Below are 19391 nucleotides of genomic sequence, written 5' to 3' on the forward strand. Positions count from 1 at the left end.
AGGAGTGTGTCTAAGCTATCAAAGTAAAAGGATATATTGATGAGTTTGCTGATTAATGCATCGAACCTGTATGTAGGTGGTGGCGTTCAGGTTGCAGTTTCTGTATTAGAAGAATTAACTAATTCTAAGCGACAATTTATTGCAGCGGTTTCCCCCTTGGTTGCGAGACAGCTTTCGGAAGAAACATTAATAAATTGTCGGATCATTGACAAGACACCATCTAATGTTTTTAACTTTGAATCAAGAAGAGCCTTAGATAAAATAGTGACAGATAATAACATCCGTAAAGTATTCACTATTTTTGGCCCCAGTTACTGGAACCCTAAAGGCGTTAAACATGCAGTAGGCTTTGCTTTGCCATGGTTGATTTATGATACGCGTCGAGTATTTTCTAAATTAACTTTTTCTGAAAAAGCAAAGAAAATTTTATTAATGTGGTTACAGCCTTATTTTTATAAAAAAAATGCAGATCTTATCTTTGTTGAAACCGAGGATGCTAAAAATAAACTTATTGAGCGGTATCAATTTCCGCAAAGTCATGTAATCACTGTTTCAAATACGATAAATGCGATTCTTCAAGACTCCACATTGTATGATAATAGCATCGTAAGTTCATTGCCGGCAAAGGAAGACGGCGATGTTTATCTTTTGACAATTTCACATGATTATCCACACAAAAATTTGAGTGTTATTCCTAAATTACTCGGCAGGTTACCCGATAATTATAAATTTATAATTACATTAAATAGCCAAGTGGAAAATATTCCAGAGCAACATCGGCATCGTATAATTAACATCGGACCTATCACTGTTAATCAATGCCCGGCGTTATATCATTATTGTGATGCACTCTTTTTACCTACGTTATTGGAATGCTTTAGTGCCAGTTATGTAGAGGCAATGTATTTCAAAAAAACTATCTTTACATCCGATTTATCGTTTGCTCATACTGTATGCCATGATAGCGCATTCTATTTCGATCCCTATAGTGTTAACGATATCAGCGATAAAATCATTTCCGGGATGGAGAATGTGCAGGAAAGAGCGATGAAACAAAAAAAGGCCGATCAGCTTTTTAGCCAGCTTCCAACGGCGAGGGAAAGGACCTTGATGTATATGCACAGCATTGACAAATTGTAAGATTTCATAAGAGGTGTTAAATGTTTTCAGATAAAGTACTTTTGATTACTGGTGGTACAGGTTCATTTGGCAATGCGGTATTAAAACGATTTCTTAATACCGACATTAAGGAGATTCGTGTTTTCTCGCGCGATGAAAAAAAGCAAGACGATATGCGTAAGAAATATAATAGCGAGAAACTTAAATTTTACATAGGCGATGTTAGGGATTATCGTAGCATTCTTAATGCCAGTCGTGGGGTTGACTTCATCTATCACGCAGCAGCACTTAAACAAGTGCCATCATGCGAGTTCCATCCGATGGAGGCTGTTAAAACTAACGTCCTCGGCACTGAAAATGTTCTCGAAGCTGCGATTGCCAACGAAGTAAAACGTGTTGTTTGCTTAAGTACTGATAAAGCAGTTTATCCTATCAATGCCATGGGTATTTCCAAAGCAATGATGGAAAAAGTGATGGTCGCAAAATCACGTAATGTTAATAGCGACAAAACTGTGATTTGCGGTACTCGCTACGGCAACGTGATGGCTTCACGTGGTTCCGTTATTCCCTTATTCGTTGATCTGATCAAAGCGGGCAAAGCGCTGACGATCACTGACCCAAATATGACCCGTTTTATGATGACGCTTGAAGATGCTGTCGATCTGGTCCTATATGCGTTTGAACATGGTAATAATGGCGATATATTTGTCCAAAAAGCGCCTGCTGCAACGATTGAAACATTAGCCATTGCTCTCAAAGAACTTCTTAACGTTGAGCAACATCCTGTTAATGTTATCGGAACGCGCCATGGTGAGAAACTTTATGAAGCGCTGCTTAGCCGTGAAGAGATGATCGCCGCCATCGACATGGGGGATTACTACCGTGTTCCACCAGATCTGCGCGATCTAAACTATGGAAAATACGTAGAACAAGGGGACAGCCGTATCTCTGTTGTAGAAGATTATAACTCACACAATACACAGAGACTTGATGTTGAAGGGATGAAAACACTTCTTCTGAAATTACCTTTTATTCGCGCACTGCGCGCGGGTGAACATTATGATCTGGACGCGTGACATGAAAATCCTGATTACTGGAGCTGATGGCTTTATCGGACGTAACCTGTGCTTACGCCTTCAGGAAGCAGGGTACTGTGACCTTGTTAAGATTGACCGCGGTTCAAGTGCGGCTGATCTGGAAACTGGCCTTCAAGATGCTGATTTTGTCTATCATCTCGCGGGCATCAATCGACCTAAAAATGTCGATGAATTTGCCGAGGGGAATAGCAATCTGACTCAACAGATTGTGGATTCTCTTTTAGCCAAGCATAAAAGCATACCTATTATGATCAGCTCTTCCATTCAGGCTGAACTGGATAATGCTTATGGTCAAAGTAAAGCTGCAGCAGAAAAACATATTGAACGCTATGCAGCTGAAAGCGGTGCAGCTTATTTTATTTATCGTTATCCGAATGTTTTTGGTAAGTGGTGTAAGCCTAATTATAATTCGTTCGTAGCGACCTTCTGCCATAATATTGCCAACAATATAGATATTACGATCAATGACTCTTTCGCGCCTGTTAATCTTGTTTACATTGATGATGTCTGTTCTGATGCGATAAAGCTCTTGTCTGGAAAGGTTGAAAGCGGGTACAAAACAGTTAAGCCAGTATATTCGACGACAGTAGGTGAGGTTGCGGATTTACTTTATCGCTTCAAAGAAAGCCGTTCCACTCTTGTCACCGAAGCTGTGGGTACAGGGTTCATCCGCGCGCTGTATTCGACGTGGTTAAGTTATCTACCAGCTGATATGTTTGCGTATTCAGTTCCCTCTTACGGAGACGCCCGAGGGGTCTTTTGTGAGATGTTAAAAACTCCTTCGGCGGGGCAGTTTTCATTTTTTACAGCGCATCCCGGCATTACACGTGGTGGTCATTATCATCACACCAAAAATGAGAAGTTTCTGGTCATTCGCGGCCAGGCATGCTTCAAGTTTGAACATGTGATTACCGGTGCACGATATGAACTAAATGTTTCCTCAGATGAGTTCAAAATCGTTGAGACAGTCCCTGGCTGGACACATGATGTAACTAACATTGGAACTGATGAATTGATAGTCATGCTCTGGGCAAACGAAATTTTCAATCGTGATGAGCCTGATACTATTGCGAGACCTCTATAATGAAAAAATTAAAAATTATGTCTGTTGTTGGTACGCGTCCTGAGATTATCCGCCTGTCACGCGTTCTCGCTAAGCTTGATGAACACTGCGAACATATTCTTGTCCATACTGGTCAAAATTATGATTATGAGCTAAACGAAGTGTTCTTTAATGACCTTGGTGTACGAAAACCCGACTACTTTTTAAATGCTGCAGGGAAAAATGCTGCAGAAACTATCGGTCAGGTTATCATCAAAGTTGATGAGGTACTTGAATCCGAAAAGCCTGAAGCAATGTTGGTGCTGGGTGATACTAACTCCTGTATTTCTGCTATCCCGGCCAAGCGCCGTAAAGTGCCTATCTTCCATATGGAAGCTGGCAACCGTTGTTTCGATCAGCGCGTCCCGGAAGAGACTAATCGGCGCATTGTAGACCATACCGCTGACATCAATATGACCTACAGCGATATTGCACGTGAATACCTTCTTGCTGAAGGCCTCCCGGCGGACCGAATTATTAAAACCGGTAGCCCAATGTTTGAGGTACTTACGCATTACATGCCGCAAATTGATAATTCGGATGTACTTGCGCGTCTGAAATTGCGTCCAGGTGAATTTTTCGTCGTCAGCGCGCATCGGGAAGAGAATGTTGATTCGCCCAAACAGCTTGTAAAGCTTGCGACCATTCTGAATACTATTGCTGAAAAATATGATTTGCCGGTTATTGTATCCACGCATCCGCGGACACGTAATCGTATTAACGAGCAAGGGATTGAGTTCCACCCAAATATTAATTTGCTGAAACCATTAGGTTTCCATGATTACAACCATTTGCAGAAAAACTCACGTGCTGTGCTGTCTGACAGTGGAACGATCACTGAAGAATCTTCCATTATGAATTTCCCGGCGGTAAATATTCGGGAAGCACATGAGCGTCCAGAGGGCTTTGAAGAAGCCTCTGTCATGATGGTGGGTCTGGAGTGTGAACGTGTTCTACAGGCACTGGATATTCTGGCAACACAGCCTCGCGGCGAAACCCGTCTTTTACGACAAGTCAGTGACTACAGCATGCCTAATGTGTCAGATAAAGTCGTCAGAATCGTTCATTCTTATACAGATTATGTCAAGCGAGTCGTCTGGAAAGAATACTGATGAAACTTGCTTTAATCATAGATGATTACCTGCCCAATAGTACGCGAGTTGGTGCAAAAATGTTTCATGAATTGGCTCAGGAATTTATTCGCCGTGGGCATGATGTTACGGTAATTACACCTGACAACTGTCTCCAGGAAGATGTGTCCTTTAGCACCTTCCAGGGGGTCAAGACATGGCGTTTCAAAAGTGGGCCTCTCAAGGATGTGAGCAAAATTCAACGAGCCATCAATGAAACACTTCTATCCTATCGTGCCTGGAATTCCATTAAAAGCCAGATAAAAAAAGAGACTTTTGATGGGGTAGTTTATTACTCACCCTCCATTTTCTGGGGGCACTTAGTCAAGAAAATTAAATCCCGTTGCCAGTGTCCGGCTTACCTGATTTTGAGAGATATGTTCCCGCAATGGGTGATAGACGCTGGCATGTTAAAAGCCGGTTCCCTCATCGAACGCTATTTCCGCGTTTTCGAAAGATCATCTTATCGCCAGGCAAACCGTATCGGGCTGATGTCAGAGAAGAATCTTGAGGTCTTTCGGGTGAACAACAAAGGTTATCCTTGTGAGGTTTTGCGTAACTGGGCTTCTCTCACACCGACGGTACCACCCCAGGGTTATATCCCATTGCGTCAGCGTCTTGGCCTTGATGATAAAGTTATTTTCTTCTATGGAGGGAATATCGGTCATGCGCAGGATATGGGGAATCTGATGCGTCTTGCCCGAAAAATGGCTGAGTATCCGCAAGCCCATTTTTTATTTATCGGGCAGGGGGATGAAGTTGAGTTAATCAATTCTTTGGCTGCCGAGTGGTCATTGCCCAACTTCACGTATTTGGCCTCTGTCAATCAGGATGAATTTAAATTTATCCTCTCGGAAATGGATATTGGCTTGTTTTCACTTTCCGCCAGACATTCTTCGCATAATTTCCCGGGTAAATTGCTAGGGTATATGGTTCAGTCCTTACCTATACTAGGCAGTGTGAATGCTGGTAATGATTTGCTTGATGTTGTCAATCAAAATAATGCCGGATTAATTCATATCAATGGTGAGGATGACAAGCTTCATGAGTCCGCACTGTTAATGCTTAAGGATGTTGTTGCGCGACGTCAATTCGGCTTAGGCGCGAATGCATTATTGAGAGAACAGTTCTCCGTTGAGTCTGCGGCACAGACTATAGAAATGAGGTTAGAGGCATGTAATGCGACTCATTGATACTCGCCAGCTTGAAGCTTTATACGAACAAGCCGGAAAATCTGCACGCTTGCGCGCTCATCTCTTATTGCACAATTCGCACCAGGAGAAAGTGCAACGTCTGCTCATTGCCTTGGTTCAGGGTAGCTATGTCGACCCGCATTACCATGAGCTACCTCATCAATGGGAGATGTTTATCGTTATGCAGGGGCAGGTTCAGGTCTGCTTGTATGGCAAAGATGGCAAAGTGATTAATCAATTTGTTGCCGGAGAGAATACTGGAATAAACGTGGTCGAGTTTTCTCCAGGTGACATACACAGTGTCGAATGTATGTCTCCGAGAGCGCTTATGATGGAAGTCAAAGAGGGGCCATTTAACCCCTCCTTTGCTAAGGCGTTCATCTAAAGCCCTGCTGAATCGCATCTTCCGCTATCTACTCAGGCTCAACCTGAGTTAACATCTAAGCCACATTTCAAGCCGCGCACAGTCGCGGTGACCACACCTGACAGGAGTATGTAATGTCCAAGCAACAGATCGGCGTTGTCGGTATGGCAGTGATGGGGCGCAACCTGGCGCTCAACATCGAAAGCCGTGGTTATACCGTCTCCGTTTTCAACCGCTCCCGTGATAAGACCGAAGAAGTCATCGCTGAGAACCCAGGTAAGAAACTGGTTCCTTTCTATACGGTTAAAGAGTTTGTTGAGTCCCTGGAAACGCCTCGTCGTATCCTGTTAATGGTGAAAGCGGGTGCAGGTACCGATGCTGCTATCGACTCCCTGAAACCTTACCTGGACAAAGGCGACATCATCATTGATGGCGGTAACACCTTCTTCCAGGACACCATCCGTCGTAACCGTGAACTGTCTGCCGAGGGCTTTAACTTCATCGGTACTGGTGTTTCCGGTGGTGAAGAGGGGGCACTGAAAGGCCCATCCATCATGCCTGGTGGCCAGAAAGAAGCGTACGAGCTGGTCGCTCCTATCCTGACTAAAATCGCCGCTGTCGCGGAAGATGGCGAACCGTGTGTGACCTATATCGGCGCAGACGGTGCAGGCCATTACGTGAAGATGGTTCACAACGGTATCGAATACGGCGACATGCAGCTGATCGCTGAAGCGTATTCGCTGCTGAAGGGCGGCCTGAACCTCTCTAACGAAGAACTTGCCGAGACCTTCAGCGAGTGGAACAAAGGCGAGCTGAATAGCTACCTGATCGACATCACCAAAGATATCTTCACCAAGAAAGATGAAGAAGGTAAATACCTGGTTGATGTGATTCTGGATGAAGCAGCAAACAAAGGTACCGGTAAATGGACCAGCCAGAGCTCTCTGGATCTGGGTGAACCGCTGTCTCTGATCACCGAATCCGTATTCGCGCGTTACATCTCTTCTCTGAAAGAGCAGCGCGTGGCGGCATCCAAAGTGCTGTCTGGCCCGCAGGCTAAACCAGCCGGCGATAAAGCTGAGTTCGTTGAGAAGGTGCGTCGTGCACTGTACCTGGGCAAAATCGTTTCTTACGCACAGGGCTTCTCTCAGCTGCGTGCGGCATCAGACGAAAACAACTGGGATCTGAACTACGGTGAAATCGCGAAGATTTTCCGTGCGGGCTGCATCATTCGTGCGCAGTTCCTGCAGAAAATCACTGATGCCTATGCGGAAAACGCAGGTATCGCGAACCTGCTGCTGGCACCATACTTCAAGAAAATTGCGGACGAATACCAGCAGGCGCTGCGTGACGTGGTTGCCTACGCTGTGCAGAACGGTATTCCGGTTCCAACCTTCTCCGCTGCAGTGGCCTATTACGACAGCTACCGTGCTGCCGTTCTGCCTGCCAACCTGATTCAGGCTCAGCGTGACTACTTCGGTGCGCATACCTACAAACGCACTGATAAAGAAGGTGTGTTCCACACCGAATGGCTGGATTAATCTGAATTAGTTGTTGCCATTCTATCAAGCCCGGTAGCGATACCGGGCTTTTTTATCCCGCCCAATCCACTCACTTTTTAACGGAATAGATCGCGTGAAAATTCTTGTTACTGGTGGGGCCGGTTTTATTGGCTCCGCGGTTATCCGACACATTATTCGCAATACTCGGGATAGCGTAGTTAACGTTGATAAATTGACCTATGCCGGTAACCTGGAATCCTTGCGAGAAGTCAGCGATAACGCACGTTACGTATTTGAACATGCTGATATCTGTGACAAAGTTGCCATGGAGCGCATTTTTGCCGCTCATCAGCCGGATGCTGTAATGCATCTGGCGGCGGAAAGCCATGTCGATCGTTCTATAACCGGGCCGGCGGCGTTTATTGAAACCAATATTGTCGGTACCTACGTCCTGCTGGAAACCTGCCGCGCTTACTGGTCTTCACTGGATAACGCGGCAAAAGCAGCCTTCCGTTTTCATCATATTTCAACGGATGAAGTGTATGGTGATTTACCTCATCCTGATGAGCAAACTGATTCTGCGCCATTACCGCTTTTTACAGAAACCACGTCATACGCACCGAGTAGCCCTTACTCCGCCTCCAAAGCATCCAGCGATCATTTAGTCCGGGCGTGGATCCGTACTTACGGCTTGCCAGCAATAGTCACTAACTGCTCAAATAACTATGGACCTTTCCACTTCCCGGAAAAATTAATCCCGCTGGTTATTCTTAATGCCATTGAGAACAAATCGTTACCGATTTACGGGAAGGGCGATCAGATTCGCGACTGGTTATATGTGGAAGATCATGCCCGTGCGCTTTATACCGTTCTGACAACTGGTAAACCTGGCGAAACGTATAATATCGGTGGTCACAACGAGAAGAAAAATATTGAGGTTGTACACACTATTTGCGATTTGCTGGATGAAATCGTTCCGAAGGAAAAATCATATCGCGAGCAGATAACCTATGTCGCAGACCGGCCTGGGCACGACCGCCGTTACGCTATAGATGCGCATAAAATTAGCCGTGAACTGGGCTGGACACCCAGGGAAACATTTGAAAGCGGTATACGTAAAACGGTTGAATGGTATTTAAACAATTCGGAATGGGTCTCGAATGTTAAAAGTGGCGCCTATAAGAGCTGGATTGAACAGAATTATGGGGAGCGCAAGTAATGGCGAAGCGTAAAGGTATTATCTTAGCGGGTGGCTCGGGCACTCGTCTTTATCCCGTCACAATGGCAGTGAGTAAGCAGTTGTTGCCCATCTATGACAAGCCGATGATCTACTATCCGCTTTCAACGCTGATGCTCGCTGGTATCAAAGATATTCTTATCATTAGTACACCGCAGGATACCCCTCGTTTTGAGCAACTTCTGGGTGATGGCAGCCAGTGGGGGTTACACCTGCAATATAAGATACAGCCGAGTCCGGACGGTTTAGCTCAGGCGTTTATTCTTGGCGAAGAGTTTATCGGCGAGGACAATTGTGCGCTGGTTTTAGGCGACAATATTTTCTATGGACACGATCTTCCTCGATTGCTGGAGGGTGCCGCCAGTCAGGAAAATGGGGCAACCGTATTTGCCTATCATGTCAGCGATCCTGAACGTTACGGTGTGGTTGAATTCGACAAAGACGGTACTGCGATCGGTCTTGAAGAAAAACCTCAGCAGCCGAAAAGTAACTATGCCATAACGGGCCTCTATTTTTACGATAACGACGTCATTGAGATGGCGAAGAGCTTAAGTCCCTCGGCGCGCGGTGAGCTGGAAATAACCGATATCAATCGTCTTTATATGCAGCAGGGAAGATTATCCGTCGCGATGATGCGACGCGGTTATGCATGGCTGGATACCGGGACGCACCAGAGCATGATTGAGGCAAGTAATTTCATCGCCACTATTGAAGAGCGTCAGGGGCTGAAAGTATCTTGTCCTGAAGAGATTGCATTTCGCAGAGGCTTTATCAATGCGGAACAGCTCCGTGCACTTGCCGAGCCTTTGAAAAAGACCGGCTATGGGCAATACCTTCTCAATCTGACTAAGGGATTAGTCTGATTTGAACGTGCTTGTGGTAAAGTCTGCGGCATCGTGAAAAAGCGCAATGCTGCTGGAAAAAAGGTGCTTTGAGCCCTGTTCTGGCAGCCTCCATACAGAGTGAAGTGCGTTCATCCGCCAGGGGATAGCCTTGACAGTTAAATAGCGTTAGCGCTAAAAAACCACCAGTTAATCATTGTGGTGACGGTTTGAATGTCATCAGAAACTCATACTGAAGAAGCCAAACGAATGAAAATAACCATTTCCGGAACAGGCTATGTTGGCCTTTCAAACGGTATCCTGATTGCGCAGAATCATGAAGTGGTTGCGCTGGATATCGTGCAGGCCAAAGTGGACATGCTTAACCAGAAGAAGTCCCCGATTGTCGATAAAGAGATCCAGGAGTATCTGGCGAACAAGCCGCTGAATTTCCGTGCAACCACCGATAAAGAAGACGCCTATCGTGATGCGGATTTCGTTATCATCGCGACACCAACGGACTACGATCCAAAAACCAACTACTTCAACACCTCTACGGTGGAAGCGGTGATCAAAGACGTTATCGCGATTAATCCAAAAGCGGTGATGGTTATTAAATCGACTATTCCGGTAGGTTTCACAAAATCTATTAAAGAGAAGTTCGGCATTGATAATATCTTCTTCTCGCCAGAGTTCCTGCGTGAGGGAAGGGCGCTGTACGATAACCTGCATCCTTCTCGTATCGTTATTGGCGAGCGCTCAGACCGCGCAGAGCGTTTTGCCGCACTGCTTCAGGAAGGTGCCGTTAAGAAGGATATTCCGGTACTGTTCACCGACTCCACCGAAGCCGAGGCGATTAAGCTGTTTGCCAACACTTACCTTGCCATGCGCGTTGCCTACTTTAACGAGCTGGACAGCTATGCAGAGAGTCTGGGGTTGAACACCCGTCAAATCATCGAAGGTGTTTGTCTCGATCCGCGTATCGGCAACCACTATAACAACCCGTCATTTGGCTATGGCGGTTATTGCCTGCCAAAAGACACGAAGCAGCTGCTGGCCAACTATCAGGCTGTGCCGAACAACCTGATTTCGGCGATCGTTGACGCTAACCGTACGCGTAAAGATTTCATTTCTGATTCTATCCTTGCGCGTCAGCCTAAAGTCGTCGGCGTGTATCGTCTGATCATGAAAAGCGGTTCCGATAACTTCCGTGCCTCTTCCATTCAGGGCATCATGAAGCGTATTAAGGCGAAAGGGGTTCAGGTTATTATTTATGAACCAGCGATGCAGGAAGATGAGTTCTTCCACTCCCGCGTGATTCGCGATCTGGATGCATTCAAGCAGGAAGCGGACGTGATTATCTCTAACCGCATGGCGGAAGAGCTGGCGGACGTGGCGGATAAAGTGTATACCCGCGATCTGTTCGGAAGCGATTGATAGCGTCTAACGCGCATAAAAAAACCCGGCCATGTTGCCGGGTTTTTTATTTTCAGACCTTGTAGAAAGCGCGATACCAGTCGACAAAGTTTTTCACACCGTCTTTGACTGAGGTCTGCGGTTTAAAGCCAATAACCTCATACAACGCTTTCGTGTCCGCGCTGGTTTCCAGCACGTCACCCGGTTGAATCGGCATCATGTTTTTCTCTGCTTCTTTGCCGAGTGCTTCTTCCAGCGCCGTAATGTAATCCATGAGCTCGACCGGAGAGCTGTTACCAATGTTGTAAACGCGATAAGGCGCGGAGCTGGTTGCCGGGGAACCGGTCTCGACGGTCCAGTCTGCATCAGCCTGAGGAATGACATCCTGCAGACGAATAATGGCTTCAGCGATGTCGTCAATGTAAGTGAAGTCACGCTTCATCTTACCGTAGTTGTAAACATCGATGCTTTTGCCTTCAATCATCGCTTTGGTGAACTTAAACAGCGCCATATCCGGACGGCCCCACGGGCCATATACGGTAAAGAAACGCAGGCCAGTGGTCGGCAGGTTATACAGATGGGAATAGGTATGCGACATCAGCTCATTGGCTTTTTTGGTCGCCGCATACAGTGACACCGGGTGGTCTACGGAGTCGTCAGTGGAGAACGGCATCTTGCGGTTCAGACCATAAACGGAGCTTGATGAAGCATACAGCAGGTGCTGTACCTTGTTATGACGACACCCTTCCAGCACGTTGAGGTGACCCACCAGGTTGGCGTCCGCATAGGCGTGTGGGTTTTCAAGAGAGTAGCGAACCCCTGCCTGTGCAGCCAGATGGATAACGCGATCAAACTTCTCGCTGGCAAACAGTGCCGCCATCCCCTCACGATCGGCTAACTCCATCTTGTGGAAGGTGAATTTTGCGGATTTGAGCAGTTCCAGACGTGCCAGCTTAAGGTTCACATCATAGTAGTCATTGAGATTATCAATCCCGACGACCTGGTGTCCGGCGTCCAGTAAGCGTTTGCTGACATGAGAACCGATAAACCCTGCCGCGCCCGTAACCAAAAATTTCATAGCTTCCCTCATTACTTTTCTATCTTGTCGATGCCTGAGGCATCAGAATTGCTATATGATAGCGCGTCGGCTGCGACTTAGATAACTCAACTTTCCGATATAACTCATCGGATTCTGATAGAAAAATCGCTGGCAACAGATACACTATGTGAACATGTTTATTTTTGCCCTTTTTCATCTGTTAGGGATTGTATGACGCAGAACAACAATACTCCGGTTAATAGCAGTAATGGCCCGGAGCAAATTGATTTACTTGATTTAGTGCTACAGCTGTGGCGTGGGAAGTGGGTAATTGGCGCTTTTGTTGCTGTTTTTATCGTCCTGGCGGGTATTTATATCACTGTCGCAAAAGAGAAATGGACCTCTTCCGCGATCATTTCTCAGCCAGATGCAGCGCAGATTGCCACTTACGCCAATGCACTGAATATCCTTTACGGTAGCGCGGCGCCCTCAATATCGGATATCCAAAACCGTGCAATTAGCCGTTTCAACTCTTCGTTTTCTGCTTTAGCCCAGGCGCTCGAAAACCAGGAAATACCTGAGAAGCTGACCATTGATACTACCGTTAAGGGCCAACCGCTGCCGTTAAGTGTCTCCTACCAGGGGGAATCTGCAGACGCGGCGCAAAAGCAACTGGCGCAGTACATCCAGCAGGTCGACGAGCAAACGGCGAAGGAACTCGCGCTTGACCTCAAAGATAACATCAAGCAGCAGATCGCTACGCTAAATGACTCTCTGGAAAACCAGGAGAAGGTGGCTCAGGAGCAGAAAGATCTGCGTATCAAGCAGATCTCGGAGGCGCTCAAGAATGCTGAAGCGGCGAAAATTACCACTCCGCAGATCCAGCAAACTCAGGACGTGACTCAGGAAACCATGTTCTTACTGGGAAGCGAAGCGCTGAAATCGATGATTGATAACGAAGCGTCTCGCCCGCTGGTTTTCTCCTCGGCTTACTATCAGACGAAACAAAACTTACTGGATATCGAGAAACTGAAGGTGAATCCGGACACTATTCACGTCTATCGTTACGTCATGAAGCCGGACCTCCCTGTACGACGTGACACCCCGAAAAAAGCCATGACGTTAATTCTGGCGGTCTTGCTTGGCGGGATTATCGGTTCTGGCGTGGTTCTGGGCCGCAACGCGCTGCGAAACTACAAACCCAAAGCCTGATTCACCGCAGATAAAAAAACCGGGGAAATTCCCCGGTTTTTTTATTTATGTCGCTTACGAAGATTCTCTATCACCGCCGTTAAATCCAGCTCCTGATCCTGCAGCAGCACCAGCAGGTGATACATCAAATCCGACGCTTCATTGGTCAGCTCCTCGCGGTCATGCACCGTGGCGGCCAGCGCGGTTTCAACGCCTTCCTCACCCACCTTCTGCGCAATACGCTTGGTGCCGCTGGCGTACAGCTTCGCGGTATAGGAGCTTTCAGGATCCGCTGTTTTACGCTCAGCCAGTAACTGTTCCAGTTGATACAGGAACAACCACTGGTGGCTTGCCTCACCGAAGCAACTGCTGGTGCCTTTATGGCAGGTCGGGCCAATCGGATTGGCCAGTACCAGCAGGGTGTCGTTATCGCAGTCAGGCGTAATGCTGACCACATTCAGGAAATGGCCCGAGGTTTCACCCTTGGTCCACAGACGCTGTTTCGTGCGGGAGTAAAAGGTTACTTTGCCGCTGTCGAGTGTTTTTGCCAGCGCGTCCTGGTTCATATACCCCAGCATCAGCACTTCGCCTGAAACCGCATGCTGCACAACCACCGGCAGTAATCCGTCGGTTTTTTCCCAGTCCAGCTGTGCCTGTTGTTGCTCTGTTAACATACCCTGATCTCCACGCCCTGGTCGGCCAGGTACGTTTTTAACTCACCAATATTGATAATCTGCTTGTGGAACACGGAGGCGGCCAGCGCGCCATCCACGTTCGCGTCGCGGAAGGCTTCCAGGAAGTGTTCCATGGTGCCCGCGCCGCCGGAGGCAATCAGCGGTACGTGGCAGACCGCGCGGACTTTTTTCAGTTGCTCAAGGTCATACCCGTTACGCACGCCGTCCTGGTTCATCATGTTCAACACGATTTCGCCCGCGCCGCGCTTCTGCACTTCCTGCACCCAGTCGAGCGTCTCCCACTGCGTCACACGCGTCCGGCTCTCATCGCCGGTATACTGGTTGACGTGATATTTACCCGTAGCGGCGTCATACCAGGTATCGATTCCCACGACAATACACTGCACGCCAAAGCGATCGGCGAGACGGGTAATCAGCTCCGGGTCGGCCAGGGCAGGAGAGTTGATGGAGATCTTGTCGGCACCAAACGAGAGAATTTTGGCGGCGTCGTCAGCAGACTTAATCCCGCCTGCCACGCAGAAGGGGATGTCAATCACTTCTGCCACGCGCGCGACCCAGCTTTTGTCCACCACGCGGCCATCGCTGGAGGCGGTGATATCGTAAAATACCAGCTCATCTGCGCCTTCATCGGCATAGCGTTTTGCCAGAGGGACGATATCGCCGATGATCTCGTGGTTGCGGAACTGCACGCCTTTTACCACCTGGCCGTCACGTACGTCCAGGCAAGGGATTATCCGTTTTGCCAGCATTGAATCGCCTCCGTCACAGTAAATTTTCCTTCCAGCAGGGCCCGGCCCACAATTACGCCCTTCACACCGGTCCCGCGCAGCGCGGCGATATCGGCTAAGCCACCGATGCCGCCAGATGACTGGAACGCCACCTGCGGATAACGGGCGCAGACTTCTTCGTATAACGAAACGTTGGAGCCGGCCAGCGTGCCGTCGCGGGAGATATCCGTGCACAGCACGTGCTTCAGGCCAACGGGCAAATACATCTCGACCAGCGCTTCCAGCGTCACGCCGGAATTTTCCTGCCAGCCGCTGACCGCCACCTGTTTATTACCCTGTTCATCAATGCGCACGTCCAGCGCCAGTACCAGCGCATCGGCACCAAAACGACGGAACCAGCCTTTTACGGTCTCAGGATCTTTCACCGCGGTTGATCCGACCACCACACGCGCCACGCCTGCCTCCAGCAGTGCTGCGACGTCGTCTTCCGTACGCACGCCGCCGCCAACCTGGACGGGCACATCAACACCGGCAACCAGGTTTTTCAGCAGGGGGATCTGGCGTTTCGCCGGATCTTTCGCGCCGGTCAAATCCACAAGATGCAGGACCTGCGCACCCTGCGCGGCATACTCCTGCAGGCGCGGCAGCGGGTCGTTCCCGTAGTCGCGCTGCTGCCCGTAATCACCCTGATGGAGACGGACAACCGTGCCGTCAATTAAATCTAAAGCGGGAATAATCATCACATCTCCAGGAAGTTTTTCAGCAGCTGCGCGCCCGCTGCGCCAGAGCGCTCCGGGTGAAACTGTACGCCGAAGAAATTGTCTTTCTGCACGGCCGCAGTGAACGCCTCGCCATAGTTGCACTGGGCGATCGTATTCGCGTTCACCGGCATGGCGTAGCTGTGCACGAAGTAGAAATATGCCCCGTCTTCAATGCCGCGGAACAGGCGGTCGCCCGCTTTGGCGTAGACGCGGTTCCAGCCCATGTGCGGCAGAGGCAGGCCGTGGTCGGCCATTTTCGGCACGTCTTCGTCGATAATGCCCAGCAGGTCAACGCCGTTACTCTCTTCGCTGCGACGTCCCAGAAGCTGCATGCCTAAGCAAATCCCCAGCACCGGCTGAGTACAGGCCTTGATCAGATCGACCAGCTCGCGCGCGTGGATCTGGTCCATCGCCGCCTGCGCGGTGCCAACCCCCGGCAGGAATAACTTATCGGCGCGCAGCACCACGTCCGGGTCACGGCTCACCACCGGCTCGTAGCCGTGGCGGGTGATGGCCGACTTTACGGAGTTCAGGTTGGCGCATCCGGTATCCAGAATCACCACATTCATTACAGCACTCCTTTCGATGAAGGCAGGGCGTCACCTTCCACGCGGATCGCCTGGCGAAGGGTACGGCCAAAGGCCTTGAAGAGACTCTCTACGCGGTGGTGGTCGTTCTTGCCCTTGGTCTTCAGGTGCAGCGTCAGGCCCATGGTGTAGGACAGTGAGCGGAAGAAGTGCTCCACCATTTCGGTGCTCAGATCGCCCACGCGCTGGTAGGTGAAGTCTGCTTTATATTCCAGGTGCGGGCGTCCGGAGATATCCATGGCGCAGCGTGCCAGGCATTCGTCCATCGGCAGAACGAAGCCAAAACGGTTAATACCGCGCTTATCGCCGAGCGCCAGCTTCAGCGCTTCACCCAGCGCCAGGCCGGTATCTTCCACGGTGTGGTGATCGTCAATGTACAGGTCGCCTTTGACCGTGATCTCCATGCGGAAACCGCCGTGGGTGGCAATCTGGTCCAGCATGTGGTCGAAGAAACCGACGCCGGTGTGGATCTTGCTGCCGCCTTCACGGTCCAGCCAGACCTTCACGTCAATCTGCGTCTCTTTGGTGTTGCGCTCAACGTGGGAATAGCGGTCACGTTTGGTCAGCTGCTCGCCAATCATCGCCCAGTTAAGGTTGTTGCGGTCATAACGCAGCCCCGCGATACCCATGTTTTCCGCCAGCGTGATATCGGTGATGCGATCGCCGATGACGTAGCTGTTGGTTTTATCCAGCACATCTTCCGCCAGATAGCGCTCTACCAGCTTCACTTTTGGCTTACGGCAGTCGCACTCATCGGCTGGCATGTGCGGGCAAATCAGCACCTCATCAAAGACCACGCCCTGAGAGGTGAGCACCTGCATCATCAGATTATGCGGGCCGTCAAAATCCGCCTGCGGGAAGCTGTCGGTACCCAGACCGTCCTGGTTGGTGATCATCACCAGCTTAAAGCCTGCTTTTTGCAGCTTCAGCAGCACCGGGATCACGTCGGGTTCAAAAGCCAGCTTGTCGAAACGATCGACCTGAAAATCGGCTGGTGGCTCCGAAATAAGGGTGCCGTCACGATCGATAAAAAGGATCTTCTGGGTCATACTTTCTCCGCTTTCAGGGCGTCAATCACGCGCTGGCTCTCTGCGCGAGTGCCTACGGTAATGCGCAGGCAACCGCTCAGGGAAGGTTGTTTATTCTGGTCTCGTAAGATAATGCCCTGATCCCATAAAGATTTAAATACGGCGCTGGAAGCGGTGAAGCGCACCAGGATGTAGTTGGTTTCCGAGTCGAAGACCTGCTCCACGCAAGGAATCTCTTTCAGGGCGGTCACCAGATACTGACGCTCCTCCAGGATCTGCGCCACACGTTCGCGCATCGCGTTGATCCCCTGCGGGGTCAGCGCCTGGGCCGCAATGTCGGCAACCGGCGTGGAGAGCGGATACGGGGCGATCACTTTCAGCAGCAGGTCGATGACTTCTTTATTCGCCAGGGTGAATCCGCAGCGCAGACCCGCGAGGGCGAAGGCTTTCGACAGCGTACGCAGTACCACCAGGTGTGGATACTCTTCCAGCCAGCCTGCCAGCGTCGCCTGTGGACAGAACTCGATGTAGGCTTCGTCGGCCACCACCAGGGCTTTACCGCGCGTCATCTCCAGCAGGGTACGGATATCCTGCGGGTTAATAATCTGCCCGGTCGGGTTGTTTGGGCTGCAGACAAACACCACTTTTACGCCGTCGAGATTGTCGGCAATGCCCTGCAGATCCAGCTGCCAGTTCTCCAGAGAGAGCACGTTACGGCACGCCACGCCGAAGGTTTCTGCGCTGACGCTGTACATGCCGTAGGTCGGCTGGCAGTACATCACGGCGTCTTTACCCGGCTCGCAGAACGCGCGGATCAGCAGTTCAATACCCTCGTCGGCTCCACGGCTGACCAGCACCTGCTCTGGCTTCACCCCTGCGTACTGCGCGTAGTTCTCAATCACCGCTTTTGGCTGACACTCCGGATAACGGTTAAGTGTCTGCTGCGACAGCTCAAACTGCACCGCGGTCGGGAATTCGTTGGCGTTCAGCCAGACATCCCCTTTGCCCCCCAGACGGCGTGCAGACTGGTAAGGCGTCAGGCGACGGACATTTTCGCGGGCTAATTCTTCAATGTTCATGCTTGCTCCTTCAGGGCTGCAACGCGCAGCGTAACGGCATTTTTGTGAGCGGTCAGGCGCTCGGCGGCGGCCAGCGTCTCAATGGTGGATGCGAGTGAGGCAAACCCTTCGCGGGAGAGTTCCTGCACGGTCATGCGTTTCTGGAAATCCGCCAGGCCCAGGCTGGAACAGGTTGAGGTATAGCCATACGTCGGCAGAACGTGGTTGGTGCCGGAGGCGTAATCGCCAGCGGATTCCGGAGACCAGTCGCCGAGGAACACCGAGCCTGCGCTGGTGATGCTGTCGACCAGCTCGCGCGCGTTACGGGTCTGAATAATCAGGTGCTCCGGGCCGTACTGGTTGGAGATGGCAATGCACTGCGCCAGATCGCGCGCCACAATCAGGCGGCTGGCCGCTAACGCCTGGCGTGCCGTGTCGGCGCGGGGCAGGTCGGCAAGCTGGCGCTCGACGGCTTCGCCAACGCGCGTGGCCATATCGGCATCCGGGGTCAGGAGGATCACCTGCGAGTCCGGGCCGTGTTCCGCCTGGGAAAGCAGGTCAGACGCCACGAAATCTGGCGTTGCGCCGCTGTCGGCAATCACCAGCACTTCAGACGGGCCGGCAGGCATGTCAATGGCCGCGCCGTCCAGACGCTGGCTGACCTGGCGCTTGGCTTCGGTCACGAAAGCATTACCCGGGCCAAAAATTTTGTCGACCTTCGGAATGGATTCGGTGCCAAACGCCAGAGCAGAAATCGCCTGCGCGCCGCCCACTTTATAGACCGCCTGCACACCGCACAGTTTTGCCGCGTAGAGAATTTCATCGGCAATGGGCGGTGGGGAGCAGAGCACCACTTTCTGGCAACCGGCGATGCGCGCCGGGGTGGCCAGCATCAGGACGGTGGAGAACAGGGGAGCCGAACCGCCGGGAATATAGAGCCCCACAGACGCGACCGGACGGGTTACCTGCTGACAACGCACGCCGGGCAGGGTTTCGACATCCACGGTCTGCAGTTTCTGCGCGGTGTGGAAGGTATCGATGTTTTTCACCGCGACGGCCATCGCCTGCTTAATATCATCCCCCAGACGATTGCTGGCATCCAGGATTTCCTGCTCGGTTACCCTCAATGCGCCGACGTCCGTCTTATCAAATTTTGCGCTGTATTCACGCAGCGCGTCATCGCCACGGGCTTTGACGTTATCCAGGATCTCCGCCACGGTGCGTGAGATGCTCTCGGAAGCGGAAATCGCCGGGCGCATCAGCAGCTCGCGCTGTTGCGCGTCGCTACAGGTATTCCAGTCGATGATTGTGTTAAAGCTCATG

The 19391-nt window shown here is 50.4% G+C and carries 19 protein-coding genes; 11 read left to right on the top strand and 8 right to left on the bottom strand.

Annotation, left to right across the window (positions count from 1 at the left end; all coding sequences use genetic code 11):
• Nucleotides 1–39: 39 nt before the first annotated feature.
• From EKN83_RS17010 to ugd, 10 genes are all read left to right on the top strand, one after another.
• Nucleotides 40–1140 carry a glycosyltransferase gene (locus tag EKN83_RS17010; protein WP_126801333.1) on the top strand — a complete coding sequence of 367 codons (1101 nt, stop codon included), beginning with the start codon at nucleotides 40–42 and terminating at the stop codon, nucleotides 1138–1140.
• Between the two features lie 20 nt (nucleotides 1141–1160).
• Entirely contained in the window at nucleotides 1161–2195 is a 1035-nt protein-coding gene (gene fnlA / locus EKN83_RS17015; protein ID WP_126801334.1) for a UDP-N-acetylglucosamine 4,6-dehydratase/5-epimerase, read from the top strand.
• A gap of 1 nt (nucleotide 2196) precedes the next feature.
• Nucleotides 2197–3300 (top strand): UDP-2-acetamido-2,6-beta-L-arabino-hexul-4-ose reductase, encoded by a 1104-nt coding sequence (wbjC, locus tag EKN83_RS17020; RefSeq protein ID WP_126801335.1) that lies wholly within the window; start codon nucleotides 2197–2199, stop codon nucleotides 3298–3300.
• Complete coding sequence (gene wecB, locus EKN83_RS17025) at nucleotides 3300–4430, top strand: non-hydrolyzing UDP-N-acetylglucosamine 2-epimerase (RefSeq protein WP_126801336.1); 1131 nt, start codon at nucleotides 3300–3302, stop codon at nucleotides 4428–4430. Before wbjC ends, wecB begins: the two co-directional genes overlap by 1 nt.
• Nucleotides 4430–5641, top strand: a complete 1212-nt coding sequence (locus EKN83_RS17030) for a glycosyltransferase family 4 protein (RefSeq protein WP_126801337.1) — start codon at nucleotides 4430–4432, stop codon at nucleotides 5639–5641. Before wecB ends, EKN83_RS17030 begins: the two co-directional genes overlap by 1 nt.
• On the top strand, nucleotides 5628–6026 hold the full coding sequence (locus tag EKN83_RS17035) for a WbuC family cupin fold metalloprotein (protein WP_126801338.1): 399 nt from the start codon (nucleotides 5628–5630) through the stop codon (nucleotides 6024–6026). The genes EKN83_RS17030 and EKN83_RS17035 overlap by 14 nt, the downstream gene beginning before the upstream one ends.
• Before the next feature lie 113 nt (nucleotides 6027–6139).
• Nucleotides 6140–7546 (top strand): NADP-dependent phosphogluconate dehydrogenase, encoded by a 1407-nt coding sequence (gndA, locus tag EKN83_RS17040; protein WP_025759323.1) that lies wholly within the window; start codon nucleotides 6140–6142, stop codon nucleotides 7544–7546.
• Between the two features lie 94 nt (nucleotides 7547–7640).
• Nucleotides 7641–8726 carry a dTDP-glucose 4,6-dehydratase gene (rfbB, locus tag EKN83_RS17045; RefSeq protein WP_126801339.1) on the top strand — a complete coding sequence of 362 codons (1086 nt, stop codon included), beginning with the start codon at nucleotides 7641–7643 and terminating at the stop codon, nucleotides 8724–8726.
• Complete coding sequence (rfbA, locus tag EKN83_RS17050; protein WP_126801340.1) at nucleotides 8726–9607, top strand: glucose-1-phosphate thymidylyltransferase RfbA; 882 nt, start codon at nucleotides 8726–8728, stop codon at nucleotides 9605–9607. The genes rfbB and rfbA overlap by 1 nt, the downstream gene beginning before the upstream one ends.
• 228 nt (nucleotides 9608–9835) lie before the next feature.
• Nucleotides 9836–11002, top strand: coding sequence for a UDP-glucose 6-dehydrogenase (ugd, locus tag EKN83_RS17055; protein WP_126801341.1), 1167 nt, complete (start codon nucleotides 9836–9838; stop codon nucleotides 11000–11002).
• 52 nt (nucleotides 11003–11054) lie between these two features.
• On the opposite strand, the gene EKN83_RS17060 is transcribed toward ugd, so the two are convergent.
• The gene (locus tag EKN83_RS17060; RefSeq protein ID WP_126801342.1) at nucleotides 11055–12059 is read right to left on the bottom strand and encodes an NAD-dependent epimerase; all 1005 of its coding nucleotides are present in this window, start codon (nucleotides 12057–12059) and stop codon (nucleotides 11055–11057) included.
• A 192-nt stretch (nucleotides 12060–12251) separates the two neighbouring features.
• Here EKN83_RS17060 and wzzB point away from each other — a divergent pair, with 192 nt between their 5' ends.
• On the top strand, nucleotides 12252–13232 hold the full coding sequence (wzzB, locus tag EKN83_RS17065; RefSeq protein ID WP_126801343.1) for an LPS O-antigen chain length determinant protein WzzB: 981 nt from the start codon (nucleotides 12252–12254) through the stop codon (nucleotides 13230–13232).
• A gap of 41 nt (nucleotides 13233–13273) precedes the next feature.
• Here wzzB and hisIE read toward each other — a convergent pair whose 3' ends face one another.
• Genes hisIE through hisD form a run of 7 tightly spaced genes read right to left on the bottom strand, consistent with a single transcriptional unit; the run spans nucleotide 13274 to nucleotide 19390 of the window.
• Nucleotides 13274–13885, bottom strand: coding sequence for a bifunctional phosphoribosyl-AMP cyclohydrolase/phosphoribosyl-ATP diphosphatase HisIE (hisIE, locus tag EKN83_RS17070; RefSeq protein ID WP_059385179.1), 612 nt, complete (start codon nucleotides 13883–13885; stop codon nucleotides 13274–13276).
• Nucleotides 13879–14655, bottom strand: coding sequence for an imidazole glycerol phosphate synthase subunit HisF (hisF, locus tag EKN83_RS17075; protein ID WP_023330862.1), 777 nt, complete (start codon nucleotides 14653–14655; stop codon nucleotides 13879–13881). The genes hisIE and hisF overlap by 7 nt, the downstream gene beginning before the upstream one ends.
• Complete coding sequence (hisA, locus tag EKN83_RS17080; protein WP_095450354.1) at nucleotides 14637–15374, bottom strand: 1-(5-phosphoribosyl)-5-[(5-phosphoribosylamino)methylideneamino]imidazole-4-carboxamide isomerase; 738 nt, start codon at nucleotides 15372–15374, stop codon at nucleotides 14637–14639. Before hisA ends, hisF begins: the two co-directional genes overlap by 19 nt.
• The gene (gene hisH / locus EKN83_RS17085; RefSeq protein WP_025759313.1) at nucleotides 15374–15964 is read right to left on the bottom strand and encodes an imidazole glycerol phosphate synthase subunit HisH; all 591 of its coding nucleotides are present in this window, start codon (nucleotides 15962–15964) and stop codon (nucleotides 15374–15376) included. Before hisH ends, hisA begins: the two co-directional genes overlap by 1 nt.
• A complete protein-coding gene (hisB, locus tag EKN83_RS17090; RefSeq protein WP_126801344.1) occupies nucleotides 15964–17031 on the bottom strand; it encodes a bifunctional histidinol-phosphatase/imidazoleglycerol-phosphate dehydratase HisB in 1068 nt (355 codons plus the stop codon). Before hisB ends, hisH begins: the two co-directional genes overlap by 1 nt.
• Nucleotides 17028–18089, bottom strand: coding sequence for a histidinol-phosphate transaminase (gene hisC / locus EKN83_RS17095; protein WP_025759309.1), 1062 nt, complete (start codon nucleotides 18087–18089; stop codon nucleotides 17028–17030). Before hisC ends, hisB begins: the two co-directional genes overlap by 4 nt.
• A complete protein-coding gene (gene hisD, locus EKN83_RS17100; RefSeq protein WP_025759308.1) occupies nucleotides 18086–19390 on the bottom strand; it encodes a histidinol dehydrogenase in 1305 nt (434 codons plus the stop codon). Before hisD ends, hisC begins: the two co-directional genes overlap by 4 nt.
• Between the last annotated feature and the right edge of the window lies 1 nt (nucleotide 19391).

Origin of the sequence: Enterobacter sp. WCHEn090032 (assembly GCF_003986875.1) — a bacterium.
Lineage (GTDB): Bacteria > Pseudomonadota > Gammaproteobacteria > Enterobacterales > Enterobacteriaceae > Enterobacter > Enterobacter sichuanensis.

Excerpts from the sequence above, each read along its gene's own strand:
- ugd (WP_126801341.1), top strand. The coding sequence starts at position 9,836 with ATGAAAATAACCATTTCCGGAACAGGCTATGTTGGCCTTTCAAACGGT.
- gndA (WP_025759323.1), top strand. The coding sequence starts at position 6,140 with ATGTCCAAGCAACAGATCGGCGTTGTCGGTATGGCAGTGATGGGGCGC.
- EKN83_RS17010 (WP_126801333.1), top strand. The coding sequence starts at position 40 with ATGAGTTTGCTGATTAATGCATCGAACCTGTATGTAGGTGGTGGCGTT.
- wecB (WP_126801336.1), top strand. The coding sequence starts at position 3,300 with ATGAAAAAATTAAAAATTATGTCTGTTGTTGGTACGCGTCCTGAGATT.
- hisIE (WP_059385179.1), bottom strand. The coding sequence starts at position 13,885 with ATGTTAACAGAGCAACAACAGGCACAGCTGGACTGGGAAAAAACCGAC.
- hisA (WP_095450354.1), bottom strand. The coding sequence starts at position 15,374 with ATGATTATTCCCGCTTTAGATTTAATTGACGGCACGGTTGTCCGTCTC.
- hisB (WP_126801344.1), bottom strand. The coding sequence starts at position 17,031 with ATGACCCAGAAGATCCTTTTTATCGATCGTGACGGCACCCTTATTTCG.
- fnlA (WP_126801334.1), top strand. The coding sequence starts at position 1,161 with ATGTTTTCAGATAAAGTACTTTTGATTACTGGTGGTACAGGTTCATTT.
- EKN83_RS17030 (WP_126801337.1), top strand. The coding sequence starts at position 4,430 with ATGAAACTTGCTTTAATCATAGATGATTACCTGCCCAATAGTACGCGA.
- wbjC (WP_126801335.1), top strand. The coding sequence starts at position 2,197 with ATGAAAATCCTGATTACTGGAGCTGATGGCTTTATCGGACGTAACCTG.
- rfbA (WP_126801340.1), top strand. The coding sequence starts at position 8,726 with ATGGCGAAGCGTAAAGGTATTATCTTAGCGGGTGGCTCGGGCACTCGT.
- hisD (WP_025759308.1), bottom strand. The coding sequence starts at position 19,390 with ATGAGCTTTAACACAATCATCGACTGGAATACCTGTAGCGACGCGCAA.
- EKN83_RS17035 (WP_126801338.1), top strand. The coding sequence starts at position 5,628 with ATGCGACTCATTGATACTCGCCAGCTTGAAGCTTTATACGAACAAGCC.
- hisF (WP_023330862.1), bottom strand. The coding sequence starts at position 14,655 with ATGCTGGCAAAACGGATAATCCCTTGCCTGGACGTACGTGACGGCCAG.
- hisH (WP_025759313.1), bottom strand. The coding sequence starts at position 15,964 with ATGAATGTGGTGATTCTGGATACCGGATGCGCCAACCTGAACTCCGTA.
- EKN83_RS17060 (WP_126801342.1), bottom strand. The coding sequence starts at position 12,059 with ATGAAATTTTTGGTTACGGGCGCGGCAGGGTTTATCGGTTCTCATGTC.
- hisC (WP_025759309.1), bottom strand. The coding sequence starts at position 18,089 with ATGAACATTGAAGAATTAGCCCGCGAAAATGTCCGTCGCCTGACGCCT.
- wzzB (WP_126801343.1), top strand. The coding sequence starts at position 12,252 with ATGACGCAGAACAACAATACTCCGGTTAATAGCAGTAATGGCCCGGAG.